The 25,634-nt window shown below is 54.6% G+C and carries 30 protein-coding genes; 19 read left to right on the top strand and 11 right to left on the bottom strand.

Features of this window, described 5'->3' with window-relative positions; all coding sequences use genetic code 11:
- Positions 1-5: 5 nt before the first annotated feature.
- Genes fliQ through ACT3RR_RS00815 form a run of 4 tightly spaced genes read right to left on the bottom strand, consistent with a single transcriptional unit; the run spans position 6 to position 2,349 of the window.
- On the bottom strand, positions 6-278 hold the full coding sequence (gene fliQ, locus ACT3RR_RS00800) for a flagellar biosynthesis protein FliQ (protein WP_353501268.1): 273 nt from the start codon (positions 276-278) through the stop codon (positions 6-8).
- Between the two features lie 27 nt (positions 279-305).
- Entirely contained in the window at positions 306-1,061 is a 756-nt protein-coding gene (gene fliP, locus ACT3RR_RS00805; RefSeq protein WP_353501269.1) for a flagellar type III secretion system pore protein FliP, read from the bottom strand.
- Positions 1,058-1,411 carry a flagellar motor switch protein FliN gene (fliN, locus tag ACT3RR_RS00810; RefSeq protein WP_437342021.1) on the bottom strand — a complete coding sequence of 118 codons (354 nt, stop codon included), beginning with the start codon at positions 1,409-1,411 and terminating at the stop codon, positions 1,058-1,060. Before fliN ends, fliP begins: the two co-directional genes overlap by 4 nt.
- Before the next feature lie 29 nt (positions 1,412-1,440).
- Positions 1,441-2,349: a FliM/FliN family flagellar motor switch protein gene (locus tag ACT3RR_RS00815; RefSeq protein WP_353501271.1), complete on the bottom strand. Its 909-nt coding sequence runs from the start codon at positions 2,347-2,349 to the stop codon at positions 1,441-1,443.
- Between the two features lie 436 nt (positions 2,350-2,785).
- Here ACT3RR_RS00815 and ACT3RR_RS00820 point away from each other — a divergent pair, with 436 nt between their 5' ends.
- Genes ACT3RR_RS00820 through ACT3RR_RS00860 form a run of 9 tightly spaced genes read left to right on the top strand, consistent with a single transcriptional unit; the run spans position 2,786 to position 10,987 of the window.
- Positions 2,786-3,790 carry a sigma-54 interaction domain-containing protein gene (locus ACT3RR_RS00820; RefSeq protein WP_353501272.1) on the top strand — a complete coding sequence of 335 codons (1,005 nt, stop codon included), beginning with the start codon at positions 2,786-2,788 and terminating at the stop codon, positions 3,788-3,790.
- Between the two features lie 34 nt (positions 3,791-3,824).
- Complete coding sequence (locus tag ACT3RR_RS00825; protein ID WP_353501273.1) at positions 3,825-4,178, top strand: flagellar hook-basal body complex protein FliE; 354 nt, start codon at positions 3,825-3,827, stop codon at positions 4,176-4,178.
- Positions 4,179-4,199: 21 nt separating this feature from the next.
- A complete protein-coding gene (gene fliF / locus ACT3RR_RS00830) occupies positions 4,200-5,843 on the top strand; it encodes a flagellar basal-body MS-ring/collar protein FliF (RefSeq protein WP_353501274.1) in 1,644 nt (547 codons plus the stop codon).
- Positions 5,821-6,843: a flagellar motor switch protein FliG gene (locus ACT3RR_RS00835; protein WP_353501275.1), complete on the top strand. Its 1,023-nt coding sequence runs from the start codon at positions 5,821-5,823 to the stop codon at positions 6,841-6,843. The genes fliF and ACT3RR_RS00835 overlap by 23 nt, the downstream gene beginning before the upstream one ends.
- Complete coding sequence (gene fliH, locus ACT3RR_RS00840; RefSeq protein WP_353501276.1) at positions 6,843-7,562, top strand: flagellar assembly protein FliH; 720 nt, start codon at positions 6,843-6,845, stop codon at positions 7,560-7,562. The genes ACT3RR_RS00835 and fliH overlap by 1 nt, the downstream gene beginning before the upstream one ends.
- Positions 7,555-8,877 carry a flagellar protein export ATPase FliI gene (fliI, locus tag ACT3RR_RS00845; protein WP_496199560.1) on the top strand — a complete coding sequence of 441 codons (1,323 nt, stop codon included), beginning with the start codon at positions 7,555-7,557 and terminating at the stop codon, positions 8,875-8,877. The genes fliH and fliI overlap by 8 nt, the downstream gene beginning before the upstream one ends.
- A 24-nt stretch (positions 8,878-8,901) precedes the next feature.
- A complete protein-coding gene (fliJ, locus tag ACT3RR_RS00850) occupies positions 8,902-9,339 on the top strand; it encodes a flagellar export protein FliJ (RefSeq protein ID WP_496199561.1) in 438 nt (145 codons plus the stop codon).
- 8 nt (positions 9,340-9,347) lie between these two features.
- Positions 9,348-9,740: an FAD synthase family protein gene (locus ACT3RR_RS00855; protein WP_353501279.1), complete on the top strand. Its 393-nt coding sequence runs from the start codon at positions 9,348-9,350 to the stop codon at positions 9,738-9,740.
- 47 nt (positions 9,741-9,787) lie between these two features.
- Positions 9,788-10,987: a CDP-glycerol glycerophosphotransferase family protein gene (locus ACT3RR_RS00860; RefSeq protein ID WP_496199562.1), complete on the top strand. Its 1,200-nt coding sequence runs from the start codon at positions 9,788-9,790 to the stop codon at positions 10,985-10,987.
- A gap of 31 nt (positions 10,988-11,018) precedes the next feature.
- Here ACT3RR_RS00860 and ACT3RR_RS00865 read toward each other — a convergent pair whose 3' ends face one another.
- From ACT3RR_RS00865 to flgA, 7 genes are all read right to left on the bottom strand, one after another.
- On the bottom strand, positions 11,019-11,555 hold the full coding sequence (locus tag ACT3RR_RS00865) for a GNAT family N-acetyltransferase (RefSeq protein ID WP_496199563.1): 537 nt from the start codon (positions 11,553-11,555) through the stop codon (positions 11,019-11,021).
- A complete protein-coding gene (locus ACT3RR_RS00870; protein ID WP_353501282.1) occupies positions 11,536-11,847 on the bottom strand; it encodes a type II toxin-antitoxin system TacA family antitoxin in 312 nt (103 codons plus the stop codon). Before ACT3RR_RS00870 ends, ACT3RR_RS00865 begins: the two co-directional genes overlap by 20 nt.
- A gap of 129 nt (positions 11,848-11,976) precedes the next feature.
- Positions 11,977-14,538: a glycosyltransferase gene (locus ACT3RR_RS00875; protein ID WP_353501283.1), complete on the bottom strand. Its 2,562-nt coding sequence runs from the start codon at positions 14,536-14,538 to the stop codon at positions 11,977-11,979.
- A gap of 42 nt (positions 14,539-14,580) precedes the next feature.
- On the bottom strand, positions 14,581-15,528 hold the full coding sequence (locus ACT3RR_RS00880; protein WP_496199564.1) for a hypothetical protein: 948 nt from the start codon (positions 15,526-15,528) through the stop codon (positions 14,581-14,583).
- Between the two features lie 186 nt (positions 15,529-15,714).
- The gene (locus ACT3RR_RS00885) at positions 15,715-16,155 is read right to left on the bottom strand and encodes a flagellar export chaperone FlgN (protein WP_353501285.1); all 441 of its coding nucleotides are present in this window, start codon (positions 16,153-16,155) and stop codon (positions 15,715-15,717) included.
- 3 nt (positions 16,156-16,158) lie between these two features.
- Positions 16,159-16,431 carry a flagellar biosynthesis anti-sigma factor FlgM gene (locus ACT3RR_RS00890; RefSeq protein ID WP_353501286.1) on the bottom strand — a complete coding sequence of 91 codons (273 nt, stop codon included), beginning with the start codon at positions 16,429-16,431 and terminating at the stop codon, positions 16,159-16,161.
- Between the two features lie 90 nt (positions 16,432-16,521).
- The gene (gene flgA, locus ACT3RR_RS00895) at positions 16,522-17,334 is read right to left on the bottom strand and encodes a flagellar basal body P-ring formation chaperone FlgA (protein ID WP_496199565.1); all 813 of its coding nucleotides are present in this window, start codon (positions 17,332-17,334) and stop codon (positions 16,522-16,524) included.
- A gap of 95 nt (positions 17,335-17,429) precedes the next feature.
- Here flgA and ACT3RR_RS00900 point away from each other — a divergent pair, with 95 nt between their 5' ends.
- The 10 genes from ACT3RR_RS00900 (at position 17,430) to flgK (ending at position 25,452) form a co-directional block, all read left to right on the top strand.
- Positions 17,430-17,780, top strand: coding sequence for a flagellar basal body protein (locus tag ACT3RR_RS00900; RefSeq protein ID WP_353501288.1), 351 nt, complete (start codon positions 17,430-17,432; stop codon positions 17,778-17,780).
- A gap of 3 nt (positions 17,781-17,783) precedes the next feature.
- Complete coding sequence (flgC, locus tag ACT3RR_RS00905; RefSeq protein ID WP_353501289.1) at positions 17,784-18,209, top strand: flagellar basal body rod protein FlgC; 426 nt, start codon at positions 17,784-17,786, stop codon at positions 18,207-18,209.
- The gene (locus ACT3RR_RS00910) at positions 18,209-19,051 is read left to right on the top strand and encodes a flagellar hook capping FlgD N-terminal domain-containing protein (protein WP_353501290.1); all 843 of its coding nucleotides are present in this window, start codon (positions 18,209-18,211) and stop codon (positions 19,049-19,051) included. Before flgC ends, ACT3RR_RS00910 begins: the two co-directional genes overlap by 1 nt.
- A gap of 15 nt (positions 19,052-19,066) precedes the next feature.
- Positions 19,067-20,251 (top strand): flagellar hook protein FlgE, encoded by a 1,185-nt coding sequence (flgE, locus tag ACT3RR_RS00915; RefSeq protein WP_353501291.1) that lies wholly within the window; start codon positions 19,067-19,069, stop codon positions 20,249-20,251.
- A 40-nt stretch (positions 20,252-20,291) separates the two neighbouring features.
- A complete protein-coding gene (locus ACT3RR_RS00920) occupies positions 20,292-21,026 on the top strand; it encodes a flagellar basal body rod protein FlgF (RefSeq protein WP_353501292.1) in 735 nt (244 codons plus the stop codon).
- Positions 21,027-21,053: 27 nt separating this feature from the next.
- Complete coding sequence (flgG, locus tag ACT3RR_RS00925) at positions 21,054-21,836, top strand: flagellar basal-body rod protein FlgG (protein ID WP_496199566.1); 783 nt, start codon at positions 21,054-21,056, stop codon at positions 21,834-21,836.
- Positions 21,837-21,928: 92 nt separating this feature from the next.
- On the top strand, positions 21,929-22,531 hold the full coding sequence (gene flgH, locus ACT3RR_RS00930) for a flagellar basal body L-ring protein FlgH (protein ID WP_437342022.1): 603 nt from the start codon (positions 21,929-21,931) through the stop codon (positions 22,529-22,531).
- A 57-nt stretch (positions 22,532-22,588) separates the two neighbouring features.
- The gene (locus ACT3RR_RS00935; RefSeq protein ID WP_353503919.1) at positions 22,589-23,665 is read left to right on the top strand and encodes a flagellar basal body P-ring protein FlgI; all 1,077 of its coding nucleotides are present in this window, start codon (positions 22,589-22,591) and stop codon (positions 23,663-23,665) included.
- Between the two features lie 12 nt (positions 23,666-23,677).
- Positions 23,678-23,986 carry a rod-binding protein gene (locus tag ACT3RR_RS00940; RefSeq protein WP_353501295.1) on the top strand — a complete coding sequence of 103 codons (309 nt, stop codon included), beginning with the start codon at positions 23,678-23,680 and terminating at the stop codon, positions 23,984-23,986.
- Positions 23,987-24,078: 92 nt separating this feature from the next.
- Positions 24,079-25,452 (top strand): flagellar hook-associated protein FlgK, encoded by a 1,374-nt coding sequence (gene flgK, locus ACT3RR_RS00945; RefSeq protein ID WP_353501296.1) that lies wholly within the window; start codon positions 24,079-24,081, stop codon positions 25,450-25,452.
- Positions 25,453-25,634 lie beyond the last annotated feature (182 nt).

A 25,634-nucleotide genomic window follows, 5' to 3' on the forward strand; every position in this document is an offset into this window, starting at 1 on the left:
ATTCCTTAATGCACCAGCACGCTGGCTTGGGTAAAGATGGCGATGCAGAAGTCACTGAGCTGCACCATCATCCATTTCCCACAGATGATCAGTATCAACAGGGTGACAATCAGGCGCGGCAGAAAGCTCAGTGTCTGTTCATTAATTTGGGTGGCGGCCTGGAAAATACTGACGCATAGCCCAACCAGCAGGCTGGGAACGACCAGCACGCAGACCAGCGTGATCACCGTTTTGATGCCACCTGCGACGACATCCGCCGCGGTATCGATGGTTAACATGTTATTTCCTCGTAAGAGGCGGGAGCCTTAGCTCAGGCCAAGCCCTTGAATGCTGTGGGTCAGTGTGCCGACGGTCAGCGACCAGCCGTCTATCAGTACAAAGAGCATCAGTTTGAAGGGCAGCGAAACGATCAGCGGTGACAGCATCATCATCCCCATCGCCATCAGGACGCTGGCGACGATCAGGTCAATCACTAAGAACGGGATGTAAATCATGAAGCCAATCTGGAAGGCGGTTTTCAGCTCGCTCAGCACATAAGCGGGCACCACAATCGATAAGTCTTGCGCCTGCGGATCACCTTTCTCTCCTGCGATATCCATGATTTGCGCCATGGCCTTTTTGTCGGTCTGCGCCAGCATGAATCTCTTGAGTGGCACGGAGGCGGTGCTCAGCGTTTCTTGCAAGGTAATTTGGTCATTCTGATAAGGCACGATGGCGTGGTCATAGATATTCATCCACACCGGGCGCATCACCAATAGGGTCAAGGACAGGGCAATACCAATCAGGATCTTGTTCGGCGGGGTCTGCTGTAGCCCCATGGCCTGGCGCAAAATCGACAGCACGATGATGAACCGGGTGAAGCAGGTCATCATCAACACCATAGTCGGCAACAGGCCGAGCAGGGTCATCAGGATCAGCACCTGAATCTTGACGCTGTACTCTTGGCCGCCACCGGCCTGATTGATAACGTTCAAAAAGGCGATATCTCCACCCTTGGCGAGGACCAGGGGTGAAAACAGGCCGAGTGCGAGGCCGAGGAGGATCAGCCGTGATCTCTTCATAACGCTAATTCATCTATTTCTTTACTGTTAAATTCCAGCACGCGGATGCCGTATTTCTCGTTCAGCACCACCACTTCGGCTTTACCAAACAGAATACCGTTGACCTTAATGTCCAGTGGTTCACCGGCGAGCTTGTCCAGCTCGATCACCGAGTCGTCATCTATGCGCAGCAGCTCAGACAGGGCGATTTCTACCGACGCCACTTCCAGCGTCAGGGTGACGGGAATACGGCTGAGCAGTGAGGTGTGGCGACGGGCCAGCGCGTTCTGGGCGTCGGGCTGTGAGGCCGGCACCGACGGTGCGGCGTTGTCGGTTGAGTCATCGTCCAGGGAGAAGTTGAAATCGTCCATATCCGACGTTTCGATGGCGTCTTTTTTACTCATAAGGCTTTATCCTCGGTGATATTTTCTACGATCTCAGTTAAATACAAACGAGTTCGGTCTTCGACAATCAGCGCGTTGAAGAGCTGCTGTTTACCGACAAACACCGGAAATTTCTGCGCTAAAGAAACGGGCAAAATATCGCCGGGCTTAATGGCGGCGAGCTGCGCCACCATCATCTGTAATTGAGCGACGCGAGCGTTTAGCTCAAGCGGAAGGGTGTCGACCAGCAGCTTTATCGAGCGGGCGGCCTTGTTTTCTTCATGGGCAGTAGGCTGGCTGCGCGACATTTTGCGGCGTATTTCCGCCAGCAGCAGGTCAGCATGATGATGGTCGAGGTAAATATGAAACTGGCCTGACGGATAGCCGTTGAGGCTGAAACTCACTTTATATGACCACTGGCTGTTTACCGCCGACAGGTCGGGTTTCAACTCCAACTGGGTGCCCATCATGCCGGGATGAATAATGAGTCGCACGATATCCAGCGCCAGTTTCGATTTCAGGCGCTCTTCAGTGCGGCTGAGCGGGAAAAGGGCGGACTTTTCGCCATCTTGTGGTTCTTCGCCAATGTCTTCCGGGCGAGCCAAACCGTAATAATCATTTAATATGCAGGATAATAAGTCACGGTCAACATCAAAGCCGATCATGCCAAATTGCGAAATAATAATTTCCGCATGTTTTTCTTCTTTATCCATAGCAAAGTTAAAGGCACCGAGCGTGGCATTAACGCGGAACTTTCTGAGGAAATAAGTGTTCAGCTTGGCATCGGTAACATCAAAATGAAGCAGGAAAGCTTTTGGCAAACGATGATAAGGTCTGCCGAGCTTATTCCCTTCCAGTTTAAATATGTTTGGTGTCTGGCTGTATTTAACAACCTTTACCTTGCTACGTGGATTTCTCGCACTCATGGACTGGTCACTTACCCTGTTAGCGATGATGGATAATCAGTGGCGTCATTTATATTGAAAGTAATTTTCAATGCCTATTAAAGAAGCTTGCCGTTGAGGTCGCTTTGTTTCTGTATGCACCCAGACGTTGCTCTTTATTTTTGAATGGCTTCATTAAACATTGAGTGGGTGAATAAAACAATGCGAGTTGCCTTATTAAAAAGTTATTAAAAAATTATTAAATAAGGCGTTAAACCCGGAGTTGCTGCTGGATTTAATGGTATGTTGTTGTTTTAATTGGTTTAAGATCTAAATAATGTCTTATTAATAAATTTCTCATTAAATGTGTGTAATCATTTGCGCAGATTGATTGACGGGCACAATGTTTAACGTCAATAAGTGTTTCCTAAGTCAATCTGATTTCCTGATTTCCACATCGCAAAAGTGAGAAAATCCGATGACAAATAATGACGCCAATTTCGTAATAAACACGCCAGCCAGTGCTAATGTATTTTCTCTAGCCGAGCGCGTTGCCAGTTTTAATGTCCCGGTACTTATCTGCGGGGAAACAGGAACAGGTAAAGAGTGCGTGGCGAAATATATTCATCAGAATGCCTTTAATGAAGACCAGCATCCTTATATTGGGGTTAACTGTGCGGCTATTCCCGAAGCTATGCTGGAATCTACATTGTTTGGTTATGAGAAAGGCGCATTTACCGGCGCAATAAATAGCGTCGCAGGTAAGTTTGAAATGGCTAACGGCGGCACGCTGTTACTCGATGAAATCGGTGATATGCCGCTTTTATTACAAGCCAAGCTATTGCGTGTTTTACAAGAGCACGAGGTGGAACGCCTTGGCAGTAATAAACGCATCAAACTTAATTTCCGCCTGATTGCCTGCACCAATAAGAATTTACAGGAAGAAGTGGCCGCTGGTCGCTTTCGTGAAGACCTCTATTACCGCCTTTCCGTTGTGCCTATTAACATCCCACCGCTGCGTGAGCGCCGCGAAGACATCATGCCGTTGGCCTGGTCATTCATTACGAAATACTCCCGCGCTATCCGCGCCAACCTGACACTTTCCGAAGCGGCGAAAACGGCGCTACTTAACTACCTCTGGCCGGGCAACGTGCGCGAGCTGGAGAACGTAATTCAGCGCGGCATGATCATGAGCACCAGCGAGGTGATCACCACGCAGAATCTCGGTTTTGACGAGATGGAATTCGCCCGCCAGCGCGCTAACAGCATGCTGATTGAGCACCCCGGCGTGGACTGCGACGCCGAAGCTACGCTGCTGCGCACCGGCAAGCGTGCTCAGCATCTGCATATTGCTGACCTGATGAAGAAGTATCAGGGCAATAAATCGCAAATCGCCGCCTCGCTCGGCATTACCACTCGCGCACTGCGCTACCGTCTGGCCGCCATGCGTGAGTCCGGTATCGATACTGACGTCTATTTCTAATTTTCCGCCGGGCAGACCGGCCAAAGGTTTTCCGATGGAACAGATTAAATGGGCGGGTTTTGCACCTGTCCAACGGCAAATGATGCAAGAGATGCAGCGCATGAGCGGCGCGGCGAACACCTCCGCTGCGGATAGCATGGCGATAGCCCATAACGGCGAATCGTCGGATTTATCATTCAAACGGGTAATGTCGCAGGCATTGGGCACGGTTAACAACATTCAGCAAGAGGCTTCCGATAAGCAGACTGCGATGAACATGGGCACCAGTGATGATCTGGTGGGGACCATGCTCGCCAGCCAAAAAGCCAGCATCTCCTTCTCCGCACTGGTTCAGGTACGCAACAAAGTGGCCTCGGGCGTTGAAGAAATCATGGGCCTTTCCATCTAATCCGCCATAAGAGAGTTCAGCGTGTTTGAACGTTTAAAAGGCCGGATCCCGGCATTGAAGGGCACTCCCGGTGATAAAAAAAGTTTGCTGGTTCTGGCGCTGGTCGCGGTGCTTGCCACTGGCGGTATCGTCGCCTGGATGTGGATCGGTGGGCAAGATTACACCGCGCTGTTTGGCTCTCAGGAGAAGATCCCGGTAGCTAAAGCGCTGGAAGTGCTCGACGCAGAAAAAATCAGCTATCGCATTAGCCCCTCCGATGGCCGCATTTTGGTGCCCTCTTCCGATGTCTCCCGCGCGCGAATGACACTGTCGGCCAAAGGCGTGCAGTCGATTCAACCCGCCGGCTATGAGCTGATGGACAAAGACGAGCTGCTTGGTAGCAGCCAATTTGTTCAAAACGTTCGTTACAAACGCAGTCTGGAAGGGGAGTTGGAGCAAACCATCATGTCCCTCGACGGCGTGGAAGAAGCGCGGGTGCAGCTGGCTATCAACGAATCCAGCTCTTTTGTGGTCAATGCCGGGCCAGAAAATAGTGCCTCGATTATGGTCAAACTGCGCGCCGGAACCCAGCTTGCTGACGACCAAATTAACGCCATTGTGCATTTGGTGGCGACCAGCGTGCCGTCGCTAAAACCGGAGCATGTCAGTCTGGTCGATCAGGCGGGGAATCTGCTTTCCGACAGCGTGAGCGGCGTGGCAGCCACGGGCGGCAAGAAGCGTAACTCGATGCTCTCGACCCTGCAGGATCAGACGCATCAGGCCTTAGCCAACGTGCTGACGCCGCTGGTGGGCGAGAAAAATTACCGCATCAGCATCATGCCTGAGCTGGATATGAGTGACATCGAAGAGACGCGTGAGAATTACCAAGGCGATCCTAAGGTCACTAATGAGCATGTGCAGAGTGATGACACGCTGGACAGCGTGGCGATGGGTATTCCCGGCTCACTGAGCAACCGCCCACCGGCAGCCGCCGCGGCAAATACGCCAGCCGCGCCAGTCGACAAAAAAGACCAAAGCGCACGCAATAGCCACATGGATACCACCAAGGTCTATCACTACAACACGGTGATCAGCCACGTTAAGCATCCAGGTTTTGAAATCAAACGTCTCAGCGTCGCGGTGGTGCTTAACCAGAGCGCGGTGAAAGAGTGGAAAGATGACCAAAAAGCCCAATTGCAGGAGGTGTTGAAAAACGCCGCCGGAATTGATGCGCAGCGCGGTGACGTGCTCTCCCTCAGCATGATGCAGTTTATTGCTCCCGCCAAAGTCACGCCGCCGGCTCCGCTGAAATGGTGGCAAAACCCCGACTTGATGTCATGGGTGGAGCTGATTGGCAGCGGCCTGTTGGTGCTGTTAGCTCTGTTGCTGGTGGGTAAACCTCTCGCCAAGCGTCTGGCGACGGTCAACAGCAAACCTGTGGCGGTGGCGGTGCCAGACGATAGCCTCGACCAGCAGGTGCTTCAGGTGGATGCCAGCGGCGCCAGCGAAGAGCGCAAAGGTCTCGACCTGCCTTCCTTCCCCGGAGAGGACAACCTTCCGGCCATGAGTTCGGGCCTGGAAACCAAGATTGAATTCCTGCAAAAACTGGCCATCAGCGATACCGATCGCGTGGTGGATGTCTTCAAACAATGGATAGGCAGCAATGAGCGAAACCAGCCCAAATAACAAAAACAGCACGCCGAAAAACTACCTCGAGCAGGCCGCGATTCTGCTGCTGTGCATTGGTGAAGAAGCCGCCGCCACCGTGATGCAGAAACTGAGCCGCGAAGAGGTAGTGCGCCTGAGCGAAAACATGGCGCGACTCTCGGGGGTGCGTCTGGTGCAGGCCCGGCAGGTGATCAACAACTTCTTTAATGATTACCGCGAGCAGAGCGGGATCAACGGCGGGTCGCGCATGCTGCTGCAAAACATCCTCAACAAAGCCTTGGGCGGTGAGATAGCCAGCAGCGTGATCAACGGTATCTACGGCGATGAGATCCGCTATCGCATGGCGCGATTGCAATGGGTCGACCCTCGGCAGATTGCGGTGCTTATCTCCGAAGAGCATCTGCAGTTGCAGTCGGTGTTTCTGGCCTTCCTGCCCCCGGACATTGCTTCCACCGTGATGTCCTTTATGTCAGACGGCCAGCAGGACGAAATTCTCTATCGCATCGCCAAGCTCGATGACGTCAATCGCGACGTGGTTGACGAGCTGGAAAGGCTGATTGAACGCGGCCTTTCGGTGCTCTCCGAGCACGGCTCGAAGGTCAAAGGTATCAAGCAGGCGGCGGATATCGTCAACCGCTATCAGGGCAATCAGCAGCAGATTTTGGATCAGCTTCGCGCCCGCGATGAGACGGTACTCGAAGCCTTGCAGGACGAAATGTATGACTTCTTTATCATCAGCCGCCAGAGCGAAGAGGTTCGCGTCAAATTGCTTGATGCCGTGCCGCTTGACGACTGGGCGGTGGCGCTGAAAGGCACCGAGCCAGCGTTGCGCAAAGCTATCTTTGGCGTGATGCCGAAACGTCAGGCGCAGCAGCTTGAGGCTGCGTCGGGTCGCCTGGGACCTGTGCCGATGAGTCGCATCGAACAGGTGCGCAAAGAGATCATGGGCGTGGCGCGTGAATTAGCCGATGCCGGTGAAATTCAGCTGCAACTGTTCTCTGAGCAGATGGCGGATTGATGATGAATAAAAATCAGGAGCCGCTGACGACACTAAAAGGCCGCTATCGGCTGCACCAGTTCCCGCCGCTGCGCAGCCGGGGTTTGCGCGGCGCCCAGTCGCCAAACAAAGACTATCAGCAACAGTTGATGGACGGTTTTAAAGAGGGCTTGGATAAAGGCTTCGCGCAGGGCATGGAGCAGGGACGGGTGGAAGGTCTGGAAGAGGGGCGCGCTCAGGGCCATGACCAGGGGTATCGCGACGGTTTTGCCGAAGGTTCGCTGACCGGGCAAGCCGAGGGGCGCCGCCAGTTTAGTCAAGCTAGCTCTCCTCTGGATGCCATTGCCCACGAGGCCAATGACTATCTGGCGCACTACCAAATTCGCCAGCGCGAAGAGTTATTGCAACTGGTGGAGAAAGTCACCCGTCAGGTGATTCGCTGCGAACTGGCGCTGCAACCCAGCCAGCTGCTGGCGTTAGTCGAAGAGGCGCTGGGGGGCATGGCGACACCGCCCACGTCCCTCAGCGTGTTCCTTAATCCTACGGAGTTCCAGCGAATTAAAGACGTCTCGCCCGAGAAAGTGGAGGAGTGGGGCTTGCAACCTATGGCCGAGCTGGAGATGGGCGAATGCCGCGTCGTGACAGAATTATCGGAAGTCGATGTTGGCTGTGAACATCGTCTCGATCAGTGTATTTCGGTACTTAAAGAGAGTTTATTACCGGCGGCGAAAGATGAGTGAACTGACTTCGCTGGATGAAGCGCTGCGCTCAATTGAGTCCATTAGTCTGGCTCGCGTTGCCGGGCGGCTGATCCGCGCCAACGGCATTTTGCTCGAGTGCGTCGGCTGCCAGCTGGCGACGGGCCAGCTGTGCCGAATCGAAGCCGGCGATCACCAGCTAATTGATGCACAAGTTGTGGGTTTCAATAGGGAAGTGACCTACCTAATGCCCTTTAAACCTTTAATCGGCCTGACGGCCGGTGCCCGTGTGTTCCCGGAGAATAAGCCGCGCGAAATCGTGATCGGCGAAGGTTGGCTTGGGCGGGTGGTAAATGGGCTGGGAGAGCCCATCGACGGGTTGGGGAAACTGAGCGGCACTCAGGTGCTCGATATCCAGCCGCGCTCTATTAATCCCCTGACTCGCCAGTCGGTGAGCCAGCCGTTGGATGTCGGCGTCAAAGCCATCAATGGCCTGCTGACCATCGGCAAGGGCCAGCGCGTAGGGCTGATGGCGGGGAGCGGAGTCGGCAAAAGCGTGCTGCTCGGCATGATCACCCGCGAAACCGCCGCCGAAGTGGTAGTCGTGGGGCTGATTGGCGAACGCGGGCGCGAAGTGAAAGAGTTTATCGAACACTCCCTTGGCCCGGCCGGGCTGAAGAAATCCATTGTGGTGGCGGCCCCGGCAGACGAATCCCCCTTAATGCGTTTAAAGGCCACCGAGTTGTGCCACGCCATCGCGGCGTGGTATCGCGATCAGGGCAAAGACGTGCTGCTACTGGTGGATTCACTGACCCGTTACGCCATGGCTCAGCGCGAAATTGCGCTGTCACTGGGCGAACCTCCGGCCACTAAAGGCTATCCGCCTTCGGCCTTCGGCATCATTCCTAAATTAGTCGAAAGCGCGGGCAATAGCAGTAGCTCTGGCTCGATGACGGCGATTTATACCGTGCTGGCCGAAGGGGATGACCAGCAGGACCCGATAGTGGACTGCGCCCGTGCGGTGCTCGACGGCCACATTGTGCTGACCCGCAAGCTGGCGGAAGCCGGGCACTATCCGGCGATCGATATTTGCGCCTCCATCAGCCGCTGTATGACACAGGTGACTCAGCCCGAGCATCAGCGGGCCGCGCGTTTTTTAAAGCAAAACTACGCCAGCTATATGGAAATCAAGCCCTTGATTCCGTTAGGGGGTTACGTGCTGGGTGCCGATCCCAACGCCGATCGCGCGGTGAAAATGTTCCCCTACATTGAAGGTTTTTTACGTCAGGAAGTGACCGAGCCCGCGCCTCTGGCTTTAACCATCAGCCGCCTGACTGAGATGAACCCGCCGGCTTAAAGCTGGCATTAAGGATGACATCGGATGAAAGAGATCATTGATACCCTCCAGCGTCTGCGCCAGATCCGTCAACAGGGCGTGGACCAGCTGACCAGCCGTCTGGCGACTCAGAAACAGCTCTGCCAACGCTACGAAACCAATATCAAAACCTTGAATCTTCTGACGCAGAAAATCAGCCTCAATCCCCAGCTCACCAGCCCCGAGGCGCTGAAAAACAAGGTGAGTTATAAGAAAAATATTCGCCGCGTTATCGACTGGCAAACCCAAGAGCAGGCTATGGCGGCGATCAAAGCCAAAAGCCTGCAACGGGAGCTGGTCGCTGAGGCATGTAAAGAGAAAACCCTGTCGCTGGTGATGGAGGAAAAGCAGAACCTCTGGCAGCAGGAACAGGATACCCGCCAGCAGAAAGAATTAGATGGCATCGCGACCCAGTGCTGGCTTCGCCAGCGACAGTCCAAATAGGAAGGACCATGAAAACCATTATTACCTTCGGCACTTTTGATGTGTTTCACGTCGGCCATTTAAGCATTATCACTCGCGCACGCGAGTTGGGTGACAAGCTGATCGTCGGTGTGTCTTCCGACATTATGAACATCAGTAAAAAAGGGCGGATGCCGGTTTACTCGCAACAGGAACGCATGGCGATCATCGGCGGTCTCAAGGCGGTAGACGGCGTGTTCCTCGAACAATCGCTGGCGCTTAAAGCCGAATACATCAGCAAATATGGCGCGAATGTTCTAGTGATGGGTGATGACTGGAAGGGGCATTTTGACTCTTTTTCCACGCTGTGTGAGGTGGTTTACCTGCCACGCACACCTTCAATTTCAACCACATCGATTATTGAGGTGGTTAAGTCGATGTGAATCTTCCTCGAGGGCGATCCGCCCCTCGTTATCATAAGAGTCTGAGTATGCAAAATTTTATTTCCCCTGAGCAGATTTCTGAAGCCGTTCATTCTCTTGAGTCGCTGTCGTGCCAAGTGCCAAAAAAACGCCGGGTGCTGTTTTTTGGTCGCGAAAGTTTTAGTGATAATAGTAAATATCTCTATTTGTATATGTTGGAGAACTGTCCGCATATTGAGGTGATCTGGTGCTCGGCGGAGAGGGGGGTGATTGATCTTTTGCAGCAAAACAAGTTGCCTTGCCATTATTTGGGAGAGGATTTTAACCAGAGTGCTGACCTGCTGCTGCACGCCGCGGTGGCGGTGTTTTGCGTCAATCCTTCACAGAGTTTACTGCGCAACTTGCCGCTGTTTGCCTGTCTGCACGGCGCGAAGCAGATCCAGCTTTGGCACGGCATTTCAGTTAAGCGGTTGCTGATGCAGTTGATTCCTCATTTGGGCGTGGCCGACGTCTCGCTGCGTATTCCCTTTTACTGTGCCACCCGCGCTAACGCGGTACTCAGCACTTCGCCAAAACTCGATGGTTTCTGGCAGCAGGTATTTGGCAATAAACAGATGCTGCGTGCCGGCTTCCCGCGCAATGAAGTCTTGCTGCGTAAAGCCCGCAGCCACGAGTTGATCGGCGCGGAGCTTAAAGGCGTGCTGGCCCAGGCGATTAATCGCAAGCGCCCGAAAGTGCTGATTGTCCCGACCTGGCAGCGTGGCAAAGCCACTCTGCTTTCGTCCCCTGAATTCTTGATAAAAATACTCAGTTGGGCCGTGGCGAAGGACGTTGATTTATGGCTGAAACCGCACCCGCTGTATGTCTATCAAAATATCAATGATCAGCGGAAAATCCCCCATTTACATACGCTTCCGGCCGGGGTGGATATCTATCCGCATATGAAGAGATTTGATCTGTTGATCACGGATTACTCTTCGATCATGTTCGATTTCATGCTGACGGGAAAACCGGTAATGACGTTGGATCTTCAGCCTGGTGAGCATCAAAACTTCGAGCCAGATTACTCGTTATTGCCCGGCCAGCATGATTTCAGTTATCCCTTCACGCTGGAAACATTAGAAACCACCCTCAACACCGCGCTGCAAAAGGATCATAAACAAGCCGCCCGGCAGGCATTGCTGGAGGATATTTTCCCAACGCCTGTTCATGAAGCCTGTGCCACGTTGGCGGCGGGGATTGAAAGGGAGATGGCGTCAGTGAAGTGAAATAGGCCCGCCCTGAGGGCGGGTTTTGTCATTACGCGGCGAGGATGTGCTGGATAGCGAGAAACATCGGTACTGCGCCGAATGTGTTAGCCGGTTCATTGAGCGCAACGAAGCCGAGGCGGATATAAAAATTAACCGCTTCGGGTGCGGCATCTAGATACACCCCCTTTATCGGTAAAGCTTGATGGATGACCTTCACCTGCTCAAAGAAGGCCAGCAACAGATCTTGCCCATAGCCTTTGTTTTGCTCTTTGGCGGCGACACCCAACATAATCAGGCGAACTACGCCAATATCATTGGGGTGTGAACCGGCAATAACTCCCGTCACTTTACTTTTTTGCAGCGAGTAGGCGGAAAAAGTGCAAACGCCCAACAGCTCGCCGGTTTCAGCGTCAATCAGCGCCTTGGCCGCGCAGTTCCCTTCCTTGACGCTCTTCTTTAGCGAATTACGCACATAGGCGTTAATGACTGCGTTGCCGCAATCAAAAAGCTTATTGCCCGGATAGATAATATCCGCCTGATACCCACAAACTATGGCACTACTGGTTTCATTTTGCGCTTTGGCCATTGCTATTTTTTCTCCGCATCAAGGCTTGTAAGGCCAATGTTGGTGCTGCTGGTTCAGAAAGAAGCTGATTCACTTCTTGCCAACTTTGTGCGGAAAGTTGTCGACTTCTTTGGTTGTCGAGTACGGTTTCTGCGCGTTCCATGGCGGCATTTAAGATAAATGCGCTCAAATCCAAACCCGCCGCTGCTGCGGCTTCCCTGAGAAGATCTTTAATATCCGCGCTCGTTTTCAACTCAACCCGAGCATTTTTAACGCTACGAACTTCATTGGAGAGAGTAGCTGCTTTAGGCATAACGACCTCATTATCCCGCCCTTAACGGCGGGCAAATTAACATTCAATACGGCTAATGGCCGTATGCTTATAATTTAAGCGCGGCTGAACCTGATGTCAACGTGTACGGCTGACAGCCGTATGATTAAATCAACCAAACATCTTCTCCCGCAGGCTGCGCAGGAAATGGTTTTCTGCCAGCGCGGCGCCGACGGGTTCACTCATCAGGGTTTGCAGGCTGTGGGCGATGCGCTCTCCGGCCTGGCCGTCTTGAAAACTATCGCAGTAGTGGTGGCGAATGCGTTCAAGCCCCGTGTCGTGTTGGTGCCAATCAAAGTGGGGATCAAGGGCACGGCGCAGATCGCTGATGTCATCAGCGACCGGCAGCAACTGTTGGATCTGCTGCTCGGCGCTTTGCGAGTTTGACAGGGAATGTGGCTCTTGCAGCTTTTGAACCTGTGCCGGAGATCGCAGCAGCACAGTTTTTTTCCCAGCCTGAACGGCGTCGAAAATAAAACCGCTATTGTCGCTCAGCACATAATCCGCCCGATGAAGCAGGGGGAGGTTTAAATTGGCGTCACTGACGCATTTGCGGAACAGGGATTTTGCCTGCTTCAGCGCGGCGGCTTCCTCCTGTTTGCTACAGGTGCCGTGATGCAACTTCACTACCAGATTGAATTCTCTCTGTAAGCGGCTTAACGCTTCCGACCAGTGGGGAAGGGAACTCAGCGGACCAAAGGTTGGCGCATAGAGCAGGGTAGGTTTTTTGCCGTCGAGTTTAAGGAAGTTGAGGACCGAGGTGTCCACCCTGCCTTGATACCAGTCGTCGAAGCGCGGATTGCCGACGGTTTCACAGGTATTCAACAGGTTCAGGCGGCTGCGGGTGTGTTCGCCGTAACAGTAAATCCGGTCATAAAACACGTTCCACCAGGCATGTCCCCAGTTGTCTTTTGCCAGTCCGTAAATCATTCGCGCGTTGCGCAGGCCAAGTCCGGCAATCAGCGGCGTATGGTAAGGGCTGACCACGCAGCCATACTGTAGGCCGGATTTTCGCACCACAGAAACCAGACTGACGTTGACATCGGGCCGGGCCAGATTATCCAGAAACTGGGTCATCTCTTTGACGAAGGCGGGCTGAATGCTGTCGGCAATCATCAAATGACAGGGCTGGCCGCGAGCGACCAGTGCGTCGATCACCTTCTCATAAACCGAATAGTGGAAGGCCGTTTCCATATAGAAAGCGACAGTGTTCGCCAGCGGATCCTCACCCTGTGGCACATTGACGTGAAAATCGGGCTGGCTGGCGGGACGCATAATTTTGCTGAAATAGTGCGACACGCTGTCGGTTTCCTGACGGGCAATATCGCTATAGCCCGGCGCCTGCCAGGCAAAGCCCGGTGACAGCGCCAGCCATTTGCACTGCGCCATTTCGCCGTTCCAATAGTGGTCGAAAGTAAATCGTTCCACGTCGCCGGTGCGCGTCAGCCCCTCAAGGCTTTCGCTCAACAGGCGTTGAAAATCAGCAAAATAGGGCTGATTGACGGCGTACATGCAGGCTTCTTGCGCCTGATTGACCTTCCATACGCCTGGCAGACTGCCGAGCGGCGCGGCGGTGCGAATATGGCTGCCAAACAGCACCACTTCCCACGGCAGGCGCTGCATAGCGCCCATCAGACGATTAACGGCGTCCACGGTCAGCGCCTGTTTCACGCAGCGCACGTCGTCTTCCATCAGGACATAATTCTTCCAGCCATGCTGCTGGGCTAAAGTCAGCGCGGCGAGGTGCGACAGGCTCCGACCGCGCTGCCCGCAGGCATCGGGCGTGGCGTTGATACGGCGAATCTTCTCTGGGGGCACCTGCAGCGCGGCCAGCTCTTGCTGCATCGCCTGCCAGCGATCCGGGCGGCTATCAAGATTGATCACTAAAACCTGATCGATAGCTTGCCACTGCACCGGTTTACTGGCCGTGGCGTTGTGCAGGCTGAGAAAATGGTTGCGCAGCATTGGGTCGCTGACGATATCTTCCAGCTTGGCCGACACGGCTTCACTGCTCGGCAGAATAAAGTTTTTATCGAAGGTGTTATTACTGTGCGACACGCAGAGGATGGTTTTCTCTTCACTAAGTTGCAGCACCGGCACGCTGAAATTATTGAGGAAAGATGTCTCTTCTCCCATTTCGACTTCATCGTCATAACGATGGTTTTTCAGGTAGTTACGGTGATAACAGAAGGTGCCGTTCAGCAGATGCTTCTTGCCAAAGCTGTGAGATTTAAAAATGCGATTGAGATGGCTGTACCAGATATTAATGCGGTCCGAGCCGGAAATTAGCGCGCCGCACTGCTGCATGGCGGCGACGGTCCAAGAGATTTTATCCGGCGGATAATAGTCATCATCATCCATACACAGAATGTACTCACCCTGAGCTAATTCATTGAGCATATTACGTTTTTTGCCCAGCTTCAGGCGCTCTGGATGATGGATATAACGCACATTCGCCGAAGGATCGCGCGCCAGCAGGCTGTCGATCAGCGGCTGCTGGCTGATGGCGGAATCATCGAGAATAATCAGTTCGCGGCGATCGGCCGGGTGATCCTGATATTGAAACATATACAGCAAGTAAGGCAGAAACGCGCTGCGCTCCCACGTCGGGCAAATCACGCTAACAAAAGGAATCGGGCGCTTTACCCGCAGACCGGCAGTGGACTTCTCCATAATAACAACCTGCATCTATCAAATGTCGAACAGCTTTGGGGATCAATAAACCAGAAGGGCGAATGCGGCTAAGTCAGCTTCGACCGACGGACTGCGCAATGCCTGAATTTGTTGGCTGGTGATCGGGTTGCTCTGTCGCCACTGGTGATACAGGCTGAAAATGTCTACCACCAGTTGGTCATCTAACTCACTGCCGTCCAACATCCACAGACACAGCAGGCTACGCAGCAGGAAGTAATCGGCGACGAGATCAAAGTAAACCTCGGCCAGCGGCAGGGTTTCATGCTGCGGGAAGGTGTCGTGATACAGACGGTAAAGCAGGTAGTTGTTGAGCATCCAGCGGCGCTGATTGAAGAAAGGACGACCACGCTGGCGCCAGATGTCATGAATTTGTTCCAACAGGCGGCTTTCGCCAGCTTCACCCAGGTTTCCCATCAGCGCCAGTTGCAGCATAAAGGTCGCTTTGCGCGGCGACTCCGGCAACTTCTCCCACGGGATCTCCAGGCTGTTCAGTTCACGTAGAAAGTCGAGCTGCACGCTGAGGATGATCGGCAACTCTTCATATTGCTCTTGCAGGCGACGATCGCTGGCCAACTGAGCCAGCTCCTCCGGCAGACGGGAGATTTCCGCGCAATCTTTAGCCTCTTTGCCACTGCGTTTGCTGGCATAAGAGATCATCACGCCAATGCTGTAGAGCTTCTGCGCGCTGTCGAGCTCCGGCAGTGTGCCAAGGTTCAGTGCGGCTTGGTTTAGCGTCTGGATCCACGGGGAGAGGGCGGTGTGTTCATCATTGGCGGGATGCTGAGACTCTTCCAGCCATAGGGCGTCCGGCTGGCAGAGAATTGACTCGCAACAGGCGCGTTCGCCTAATAGCAGTGTTTGGCGGATCTCATGCTGCCAGTGAATCGACATCACATCACACAGCCCTTGCGGATGCTGCTCGATAAAATGGCGGACATAGTTGGGGCGGTAGCGACTTAACTGGGTCATACAAAATCCTTTAATCAGGCATAGATGCAGCGATGCGCACATCGTTGAGGTTGCGCAGAGATTGCAATCGCTGTGCCAGAGTGGTTTAAGCTTTATATTTCAATGTGTTGTGAGTGGATGTGAGGAGGAGAGCGGAAGTGTGATTTCCGCTATTTTCCGCTTTAACTCTTCCGGGCTGGGCCGGAATTAGCGCGCCGTTTGGGCATCGTGATACAAAAAGTCGTCGGGAGTGCCGAGCAGTTTTTGCAGGATATTTTGCTGCATATTGAGCAGCACGCCGTTGCGCGCATTACGTTTTTTGCACACCCGAACTTGGCTTTCAAGGCGTTGCCACCACTGCGTTACTCGCGATTTCTCAGTAGCCGGCAGTTTGCTAATCAGATAGAGAATGGCTTTGTTGTTGGCCGGCAAGCCCAGCTCTTCGAGCAGGGTGCGGCGCTCACTGGCGTTGAAACTGATCAACCGGTGCAGTGACAGAATTTGACCATTGATGTCGTTTAGCTCTTGGCTGTTACGACGGATCATGCTGCTTGATTGCAATTCAAGCAGCGTACACAGCAGCTCGTAGTGGCGATTATCCTCGCGGATACCCAACAGGATGCGTTTGATTTGTGTCGCTTTGCTCATGACTTATCCTCGGAAGAAAGAGAGCATAGACCCGGCGATAGCGTCGCTGTCGAGGTTAAATTCGCCGGATTGCACGCTCGCCTGTAAGGCCGAAATTTGCTCGGCATCCGGCGCGCCGTCGGGTGTGACGGCCAGTTGGCTACGGGCGGCATCCATTTCGTCCTGCTGATCATCATGGCTCAGTGGCGCAACGGCGCTTTTATTCGGCGTCGTCGTTGGGCGTCGGCTGGTTAACGTGGCGGCCTGTGGCGCGGCAACATTAGGGTTAATTTTCATATCTGCCTCGTAAATGCTGGGACAAAAGTGCTGTTACCTGAGTAAAGCGGCACGAGGGCAGGGGATCTTTAAGTCTATTTCACCCTTGCTTTACAAATTAGCCACCGTCGCATTGATCGCGACTGAGCCGTCGGCCTGAATTTTGCCTTTTACCACCTGATTGCTGCTCTCATTGCGCACGCTAATCACCTCGTCCTGATGGCCATTTTTCATCGCTAATCCCTTAGTCCGCGCATCAATCCCCTCAATGCTAATGTCGATGATCACTTCGTCTCCGCGCTTCACCAGCAGAGGCATCTCAAGCTGTTGCGGCGTGACAGGCTTGGAGGCGCGCAGCTGCGAGCGAGTCTGTTTGCCAATCACCTGTGACAGATCGGTCATGAATTTCCCATTGCCGCTGCTGACGTTGTAGCGGCGCAAGGTCAGATTCGACTCGGTTAAGGTTTCGCCACGAGGAATATCCCCCTTGGTCATCACCACTGGCAGGGTGATGTCGGGGCGAACATTGACCGTCACCGCCCAGCTGTCGCCACAGGCTACCTGATAGTGCTGATGATTGAGCTGGAACCCGGCATTATCCGGCGCGCTGACTTTCAAAGGCTGTGTGCAGAGGGGATAGGCGCTGACGGTTGGCGGAACGAACAGCGACAGTTTTATTTTCTCATCCTTCCAGCCCTGCTTATCCGCGTAGTCATGCAGCACTTTAATGGCGTGTTGAGTGACATCGCGGGTGATTTGCTGCTGCGCGCTGGTGGCAACAGGCGGTGCGGCAAGGCTGGCTTGAGCCGACGCTGCGAGTCCCAAAGCCGCGATGGCAGCACAGTGAATCGGGAAGGAAATTTGCCGACGTAAACGGAAAGAAAAGCGGAAACGCGGGTTCCGGTTTGGCTGAGGATTTTTCATAAATTCACCTTGAATCAATAAGTTAAAAAACTGGCACGCGACTTGCTCTACAAGCGCTACACGAGATTTTTTAATACCGTTTCAAGGTGAGGAAGATGGGAATTAATTTTCAGCAAGCACTGGGTCAAAGTCCACTGGCTGCAGAGTTACGTCTTGAGAGGACGGAGATACTTTCTGCAAATATGGCGAATGTCGATACGCCAAATTTCAAGGCCAAAGATATGGATTTTGCGCAGGAGATGCAACGTGCAAATGATAATTCTATGCCTCCTTGTGCTCCTCATCTGGAATTTCGTGTGCCTTATCAACCTTCTGAAGATGGAAATACCGTCGAACTGAATATTGAGCAGGCGGCGTTCTCCCAGAACACCATGAGTTTTCAGACCAGCCTGTCGTTTCTCAACATGAGTTTTCGCGGGCTTGAATCCGCCATTGAAGGGAAATAACTGATGTCATTTGCCGATATTTATAAGGTTTCAGGTTCGGGCATGACTGCCCAGACCCTGCGTCTCAATACCGTCGCCAGCAATTTGGCTAACGCTGAATCCCCGGCGGCCAGCGCCGACAGTGTCTATCAGGCACGCAGCCCGGTGTTTGCCGCTATCTACAATAACAGCGAGCACGAAGAGGGCGATCACCTCGCCAGTGCCAGCGTGCAGGTCGCGGATATCGTCAAGTCCGGCGGTTTTGTTCGCCGCTACGAGCCGAACCATCCGCTGGCCGATGCCGACGGGAATGTCTATTACCCCGACGTGAACGTGGTGGAGCAGATGGCCGACATGATGTCCGCGTCGCGCAACTTCGAAACCAACGTTGACGTGATGAACAATGTGAAAAGTATGCAGCAAAGCGTGCTCAAGCTGGGAGACGCCTGATGATCCAGGACACGTCAGCCAGCATGCAAAATGCTGCCATGTTGCTGGCTGCCAGCCAGCAAAGCGCGGTTAAAAAGCCAGTGGCGAAAGCCAAAACGGTCGGCGCGCAAGCCCCAGCGGCCAGCAATAATGTCGGAGCCAGTAGCAATGTCGGGGCCAGTAATAACGTCGGCAGCTCCGGCGGCGTGGGCGATGACAGTAGCGATGTGCCGCAGACCGATGAGCCGTCTATGGCAGACACCTTCCTGACCCTGTTTGTGGCAGAAATTGAGAATCAGGACCCGACCGAGCCGACCGATCCTACCGAATACATCACCCAGCTGGCCTCCATGGCGCAGGTAGTGATGGCGGAAGATCTCTCCAGCCAGATGTCCAACAACTCGATTTTGATGAGCAATCTACAAGTCATGATGCTGGGCAAAATGATTGGTGATGATGTGATGGTGCAGGCGTCAACCGTCACCGTCGCCGACGGCCAGAGCATCACCGGGCGCGTCACCATTACCGACGCCAGCACCACGGTCGATCTCAATTTCAAAGACTCTGCCGGCAACGAGTACACCGTGCCGCTGGGCGAGCAGTCTCCCGGCCCGGTTGATTTCAGCATCGATCCCGCCGACTACGGCATTCCGCCGGGAGATTACGACATCTCCGTGGTGACCAATACCGGCGAATCCAACATCCCTATTGAGGTCGAAGGCCGCGTCACTGACGTGCGCATTCCGCTGGATGGTAGCACGCCGGTCCTTAACGTTTCCGGCGTGGGTGAAGTGCCTTTCATCATGTTGACCGAATTTTTAACCCCTGTAACAGACGGTGACATCCCCGTTTCTTTCTCTTAATTTTGGAATCTCACTATGAGCGCAAGCATTGCAGCCTCCGGGCTTAACGCGGTCAATGACCAGCTAGACAGCATCAGTAACAACATTGCGAATGCGGGTACTGTTGGCTACAAATCCAGCACCACCCAGTTTTCTGCCGTCTACGCCGGGTCACAGGCGATGGGCGTGACCACTGCCGGTACTGCGCAAAGCATCACCCGCAGCGGCAGCATGATGAGCACTGGCAACGCGATGGATTTAGCCATCAGCGGCAACGGCTTCTTTATTACCCGCAGCCCGTCAGGGGACGTCAGCTATACCCGCGCGGGATATTTCGAGACAGATCTCAACGGCAAAATCGTCGATAACCAAGGCAATTTCGTGCAGGGCTATCCGGTCGATGCGAACGGCAATCTGCAAACCGGTACCGTGACTGACCTGAGCGTCTCGACCGGCAATATTCCGGCCAAGGCATCCAGCAAAGTGGATTTCACCGCCAACTTCGATGCTTCTTCTACCGTGCCGACGGTCACGCCTTTCGACTCAGCAAACAGCGCCAGTTACAACAATACCTATACCTCACAGGTGTATGACTCTCTCGGTCAGCAGCACACTCTTACCCAATACATGGTGAAAACCGGCGATAACACCTGGGAAATGCACTACGGCATGGATGGCAAGAATCTTGACCAAACCACCACGCTGACCTTCGACACCAACGGTGCCTTGGTGGCAACGCCGCCGACCGTTCTGACCGTGCCGGTGCCGGGCGCGGCTGACCTGAGTATCTCTCTGGATTACTCCTCTTGTACCCAATACGGCTCTGAATTCTCGGTGACGGCGAACAACGCGGACGGCTATGCCTCGGCGGAACGCACTGGCGTGGCGATTGATGATGACGGCGGCGTTTACGCCACCTACAGCAATGGCGAGCGGATGTTGCAGGGCCAAATCGTGTTAGCGAATTTTGCCAATCCGAATGGGCTGGTTGCGCAGGACGGCACCTCATGGACCGCAAGTTCAGAGTCCGGCGCGGCGGTGATTGGCACGCCAGGCACCGGCATGTACGGCTCGCTCGATTCCGGCATGTTGGAAAGTTCAAACGTGGATATCACCAGTGAGCTGGTGGAGCTGATGGGTGCCCAGCGCAACTATCAGGCCGATACCAAAGTGATCGCCACGGATGACGAGCTGATGCAGTCGCTGTTCCAGTCTATCTAACGGTATTTCATCGCTCTTTGACTGAAGGAGTTATAGGTCTATGGACCATCTTATTTTCACCGCCGTCAGTGGGGCATCTCACACCCTGATGGAGCAGCAGATCCGCGCTAATAATCTGGCGAATGCCAATACCGACGGCTTTCGTGCTGATTTGGATCAGGCGCGAAGCGAGGCGGTACCGGGCGAGGGTTACAGCAGCCGTTTTCTGGTGAAGCAGGAGGACGGCGGCGTCGATATGACACCCGGCGTCATCGTGCAAACCGGCCGACCGCTTGACGTCGCCATAAAAGGTCAGGGGCTGATTGCTCTGCAATCGCCGCAGGGTGAGGTTTATACCCGCAGCGGCAATATGCAGCAGGATGCCGACGGCGCACTGACCATCGGCGGACTGCCGGTGTTGGGTGACGGCGGGCCTATCGTGCTGCCGCCCAACGCGTTGGCCTCAGTGGGCACCGACGGCACCATCTCCGTGTTGCCAGATGACGGCGATGTGGCCGCGACGATGGAAGTCGACCGTATCAAGCTGGTCAACGTGCCGACCAACCAACTGAGCAAAAACGCCAGTGGGCAGATAGTTACCCGTACCGGCCTGCCCGCGGCGGTGGATGAGAACGTCGCGCTGGTGGACAACAGCCTCGAGAGCAGTAACGTCTCGGCGGTCACCGAAATGGTGTCGACTATCTCGCTGAACCGGCAGTTCGAAGCGCAGATCAAGATGATGAAAGCCGCCGAAGATCTCAGTGATGCAGGCAACCGCCTGCTGCGAGATTCGTGATCTCCTCTTTATTAAGGAAAACCCGCCATGAACCCGGCGTTATTTATCAGTAAAACCGGCCTGTCGGCTGAAGACGCGAAAATGAGCGCCATCGCCAACAACATTGCCAACGTTAACACCAACGGTTTTAAACGCGACCGCGTGGTATTCGAAGATTTGTTCTATCAGACCCACCGGGCGCCCGGCACCCAGATGGACCAGAACAATATGGCGCCCAACGGCATTCAGTTCGGCAGCGGTGTAAAGATTATCGGCACCCAGAAGCAGTTCAGCGAAGGTAATGTGCAAACCACGGAAGCCAAGATGGACGTTGCCATCATGGGGCAGGGCTTCTTTCAGGTACAAAACGCCAACGGCGACACCGCCTATACCCGCGACGGCCAGTTGAGCGTCAATGCTGACGGTCAGCTCACCAACGCGCAGGGCCTGCCGTTGCAGCCTGAAATCAGCGTGCCAGACGGCACGGCGGATTTGACCATTGGCGACGACGGTACGGTGACGGCCACCGACGGCAGCGGAAATCCGTCCGAACTGGGGCAGATCACGCTGGTGAACTTCGTCAATCCGGCCGGTCTTCAAGCCGAAGGCGGCAACCTCTATTTGGAAACCGCCGCCAGCGGGCAGGCCGTTGAGGGCACGCCCGGCGAGGATGCTTTTGGCACCTTAAAGCAGGGAGCATTGGAAGGCTCAAACGTCGATGTCGTGAACGAAATGGTCGATATGATCACCGTTCAACGCGCCTATGAAATGAACGCCAAGATGGTCTCGGAGGCGGATGACATGTTGCAGTACATCAGCCAGAACTTGTGATCATCGACTAACTAGCAGGTAACGTTTTGAATAAATTACTCCCGCTTTGCGCCGTGCTGCTGCTCTGCCTGACCGGCTGCGAATCGCAAACCATGACCGTCCATAAAGACGACGCGGAATATGCCCCGCCGCCGGTGGATACCCAAACGACGTCACAGGGCAAAGACGGGGGGCTTTATCAGAATGACTACAGCTGGTCACTGGTGGCAGACCGGCACCCGTACCGCGTCGGCGATATTCTGACCATTGTGCTTGATGAGTCCACGCAGTCGAGCAAGCAAGCCAAAACGGATTTCGATAAGAACTCCGACGCCACTATTGCGCCCGCCACCTTCGGCACTCATACCTACAACGGCGTGGTGGGCTCGACTTCCGCCAAACGTAACTTCAGCGGCGAGGGCACCACCGAGCAGCAAAATAGCCTGCACGGCTACATCACCGTTTCGGTTCATCACGTGATGCCTAACGGGGTGCTGGAAATTAAAGGCGAGAAGTGGCTGACGCTCAATCAGGGCGATGAGTACATCCGCCTGACCGGGCTGGTGCGCGTGGATGATATCAGCAATGACAACAGCATCTCTTCGCAGCGCATCGCCAACGCCCGCATCTCCTACGCGGGGCGCGGGGCGCTGAGCGATGCCAACTCCGCAGGCTGGTTAACTCGTCTGTTTAACCATCCGCTGTTCCCGGTTTAACACATGAGGTTAATCATGCAATACCACACATTTCGGCGGTTAGTGCTGTGCGCCGCCATGCTATTCGGCACTCTGCCTTTACAGGCTCTTTGCGACCAGCCGCTGGAGAACCTGGTGGACATTCAGGGCATTCGTGGCAACCAACTGGTGGGATATAGCCTGGTGGTCGGCCTTGATGGCACCGGCGATAAAAATCAGGTCAAGTTCACCAACCAGTCATTGGTCAACATGCTGCGCCAGTTTGGCGTACAGCTTCCGGCCAAGATTGACCCGAAAGTGAAAAATGTCGCGGCGGTGGCGGTCAACGCCACGCTGCCGCCGATGTACGCACGCGGGCAGAATATCGACGTCACAGTTTCTTCTATCGGTGATGCGAAAAGCCTGCGCGGCGGCACGCTGCTGCTGACCCAACTGCGCGGAGCCGACGGCGAAGTCTACGCGCTGGCGCAGGGCAATATCGTGATTGGCGGCGTCAGCGCCAGCGGCGCGAGTGGGTCGAGCGTCACGGTTAACACCCCGACCGCCGGACGCATCCCGGGCGGAGCCAGCGTCGAGCGCGAAATCCCTACCGACTTCGTGCAGAACCCGCTGGTGACGCTGAATCTCAAAACGCCCAGTTTCAAAGATGCTGGCAACATCGCCAGCGCCATCAACCGCTCCTTTGGAGGCGGTATTGCCACCGCGCAAAGCGCCACCAGCGTCAGCGTGCGGGCACCTGCCGACGCTGGTTCGCGGGTGGCTTTTATGTCGCAACTGGAAGATTTAACCATCAGTCCTGAAAAGGCCCGGCCGCGCGTGGTGTTCAACTCACGCACCGGTACGGTGGTGATCGGCGAGGGCGTGGTGGTGCACGCGGCGGCGGTGGCTCACGGCAATTTGACCGTGACGATCAAAGAGAGCAAAGGGGTTAGCCAGCCAAACGCCTTAGCTGGCGGGCGGACGGTAACGACGCCGGAAAGTGATATCCAGATAAGCCAGGGGCACGGCCATCTGGTGCGCCTGCCGGGCAGCACCAAGCTGCAAACGATAGTCGATACGCTGAACGGATTAGGCGCGTCACCGGACGACATCATGTCGATTCTGCAAGCCTTGCATGAAGCCGGCGCGCTTGATGCCGAATTTGTTGTGATTTAACGGAGCCAAAGCATGCCACTGCATTCCAGCGCGGGGATCTCCGCACCGACCATCGCCGGGGATTTGTCCGGCGATATGAAACCAGATTCGATCAAAAAAGCCGCCGAACAGTTTGAGGGCGTGTTTCTGCGCGACATGTTGAAAGAGATGCGTAAAGCCACCGACGTGCTGGACGACAAGAACGATCCGTTCAACAGCAAAGAGCAAAAAATGATGCGCGATTACTACGACGACATTCTCAGCAGCACGCTTTCCAAACAGCATGCTATCGGTATCGCCGACATGCTGGTGAAACAGCTGAGTCCGAAGGGCAAGGCCTGAGCGGATAAAGTTCCCGGCACGGCGTGCCGCTTTATATCTTTTAATCAGGCTGTTTTGCATCGCTAGCATAACCAACCGAGTGTGGAAATTTTATGGACATGATGTATATCGGCGCCTCGGGTGCCAGTGCCGCGCAGACCCAATTAAACGTCACCGCGCAAAATACGGCTAACGCCTACACCGAGGGTTATACCCGCCAGCGGGCTGAAACCAGCGCGGTTGGCCCAAGCTGGGGCAACAGCAGTAGCGCTGGCAATGGGGTGCAAGTTGACAGCATCGTGCGCGTATCGGACCAGTGTCTGGTCAGCCAAATCTGGAGCGCCTCCTCAGACAATGGCTATTACAGCACCACCCAGCAATATCTCGGGGCGCTGGAAAGCGTACTGAGTTCGCCTGACAGCAGCCTGAGCGCGGGTTTCGATAACTTCTTCGCGGCGCTGAATGAGGCCACTACCGAACCGGACTCTGACTCGCTGCGCGCGCAGGTGATCAGCGAATCCAACGCCTTCTGCCTGCGTCTGGATAACACCGACAAATATATCGACTCGCAGCGCTCTCAGGCTCAGGACCAGTGCCAGGCGGCGGTGGAGCAGGTCAATACCCTCACCGACGGCATTGCTGATTACAACCAGCAAATTGCCGAAACCGAGGCCAATGGCGGTAATGCGTCAGCGCTGTACGATGCCCGCGATCAGCTGACTAATGAGCTGAGTTCGCTAGTGGACGTACAGGTCACGGTGGACGACAAAGGGGCGTATAACGTGGCGCTGCCTGACGGACAGCCGTTGGTCAGCGGTGATACCTCCTCAACGCTGGGCCTGAAAACCAATGAAGACGGCAGCCAGAGTTTGGAAATGAACTTTGCCGGCACCACTTACGATTTGGATACCAGCACTGGCGGTACCTTGGGTGCACTGTTTGACTATCAAGATCAGATACTTGACCCCTTGGATGACGCGGTGAACGGCATCGCCAGCGCCTTTGCCACGGCGGTGAATGACCAACTTGCTCAGGGCTACGATCTCAACGGCAATCCCGGCAAGCCGCTGTTTGTGTATGACGAAACGGACCCAGACGGCCCGCTGACGGTAAACCCGGATATTGACCCTGACGAGCTGGCCTTCTCCAGTGACCCCGATGCACCAGCCAACGGCGATAACCTGACGGCGCTGATTGGCTTAGCTAACGAACCTATTGATATTCCCGACATGGGGGAAATGAGCGTAAATGACGCCTGTTCCACCATCATCAGCCAAATCGGTATCGCCAGCCGCCAAAATCAAACCGAAGAGACTGCCGCCAGCAACGTGCTGTACGAAGCACAAAGCCAGCAGGCCAGCGTCAGCGGCGTAAATATGGATGAAGAGGCGGTCAATTTGATCACCTATACCCAGTCGTATCAGGCGAATTTGAAGGTGATTTCAACTAGCGCCGAGATATTCGATGACGTTCTCCAAATGTTCTAACCCGCTTCGCCTTTCGCGCCGTGGGGGTGTTAGCTGCGTTCGCTCACCCGAATCACATACTTTTGTATGCTCATCGGGATTCGCTTACTTGCCGCCTACCCACGACGCGAAAGGCTTTGCGGGAGGTGGGGGTGTTGGCTGCGTTCGCTCACCCGAATCACATACTTTTGTATGCTCATCGG

The organism is Ewingella sp. AOP8-B2-18 (assembly GCF_052376015.1).
GTDB lineage: Bacteria > Pseudomonadota > Gammaproteobacteria > Enterobacterales > Enterobacteriaceae > Ewingella > Ewingella allii.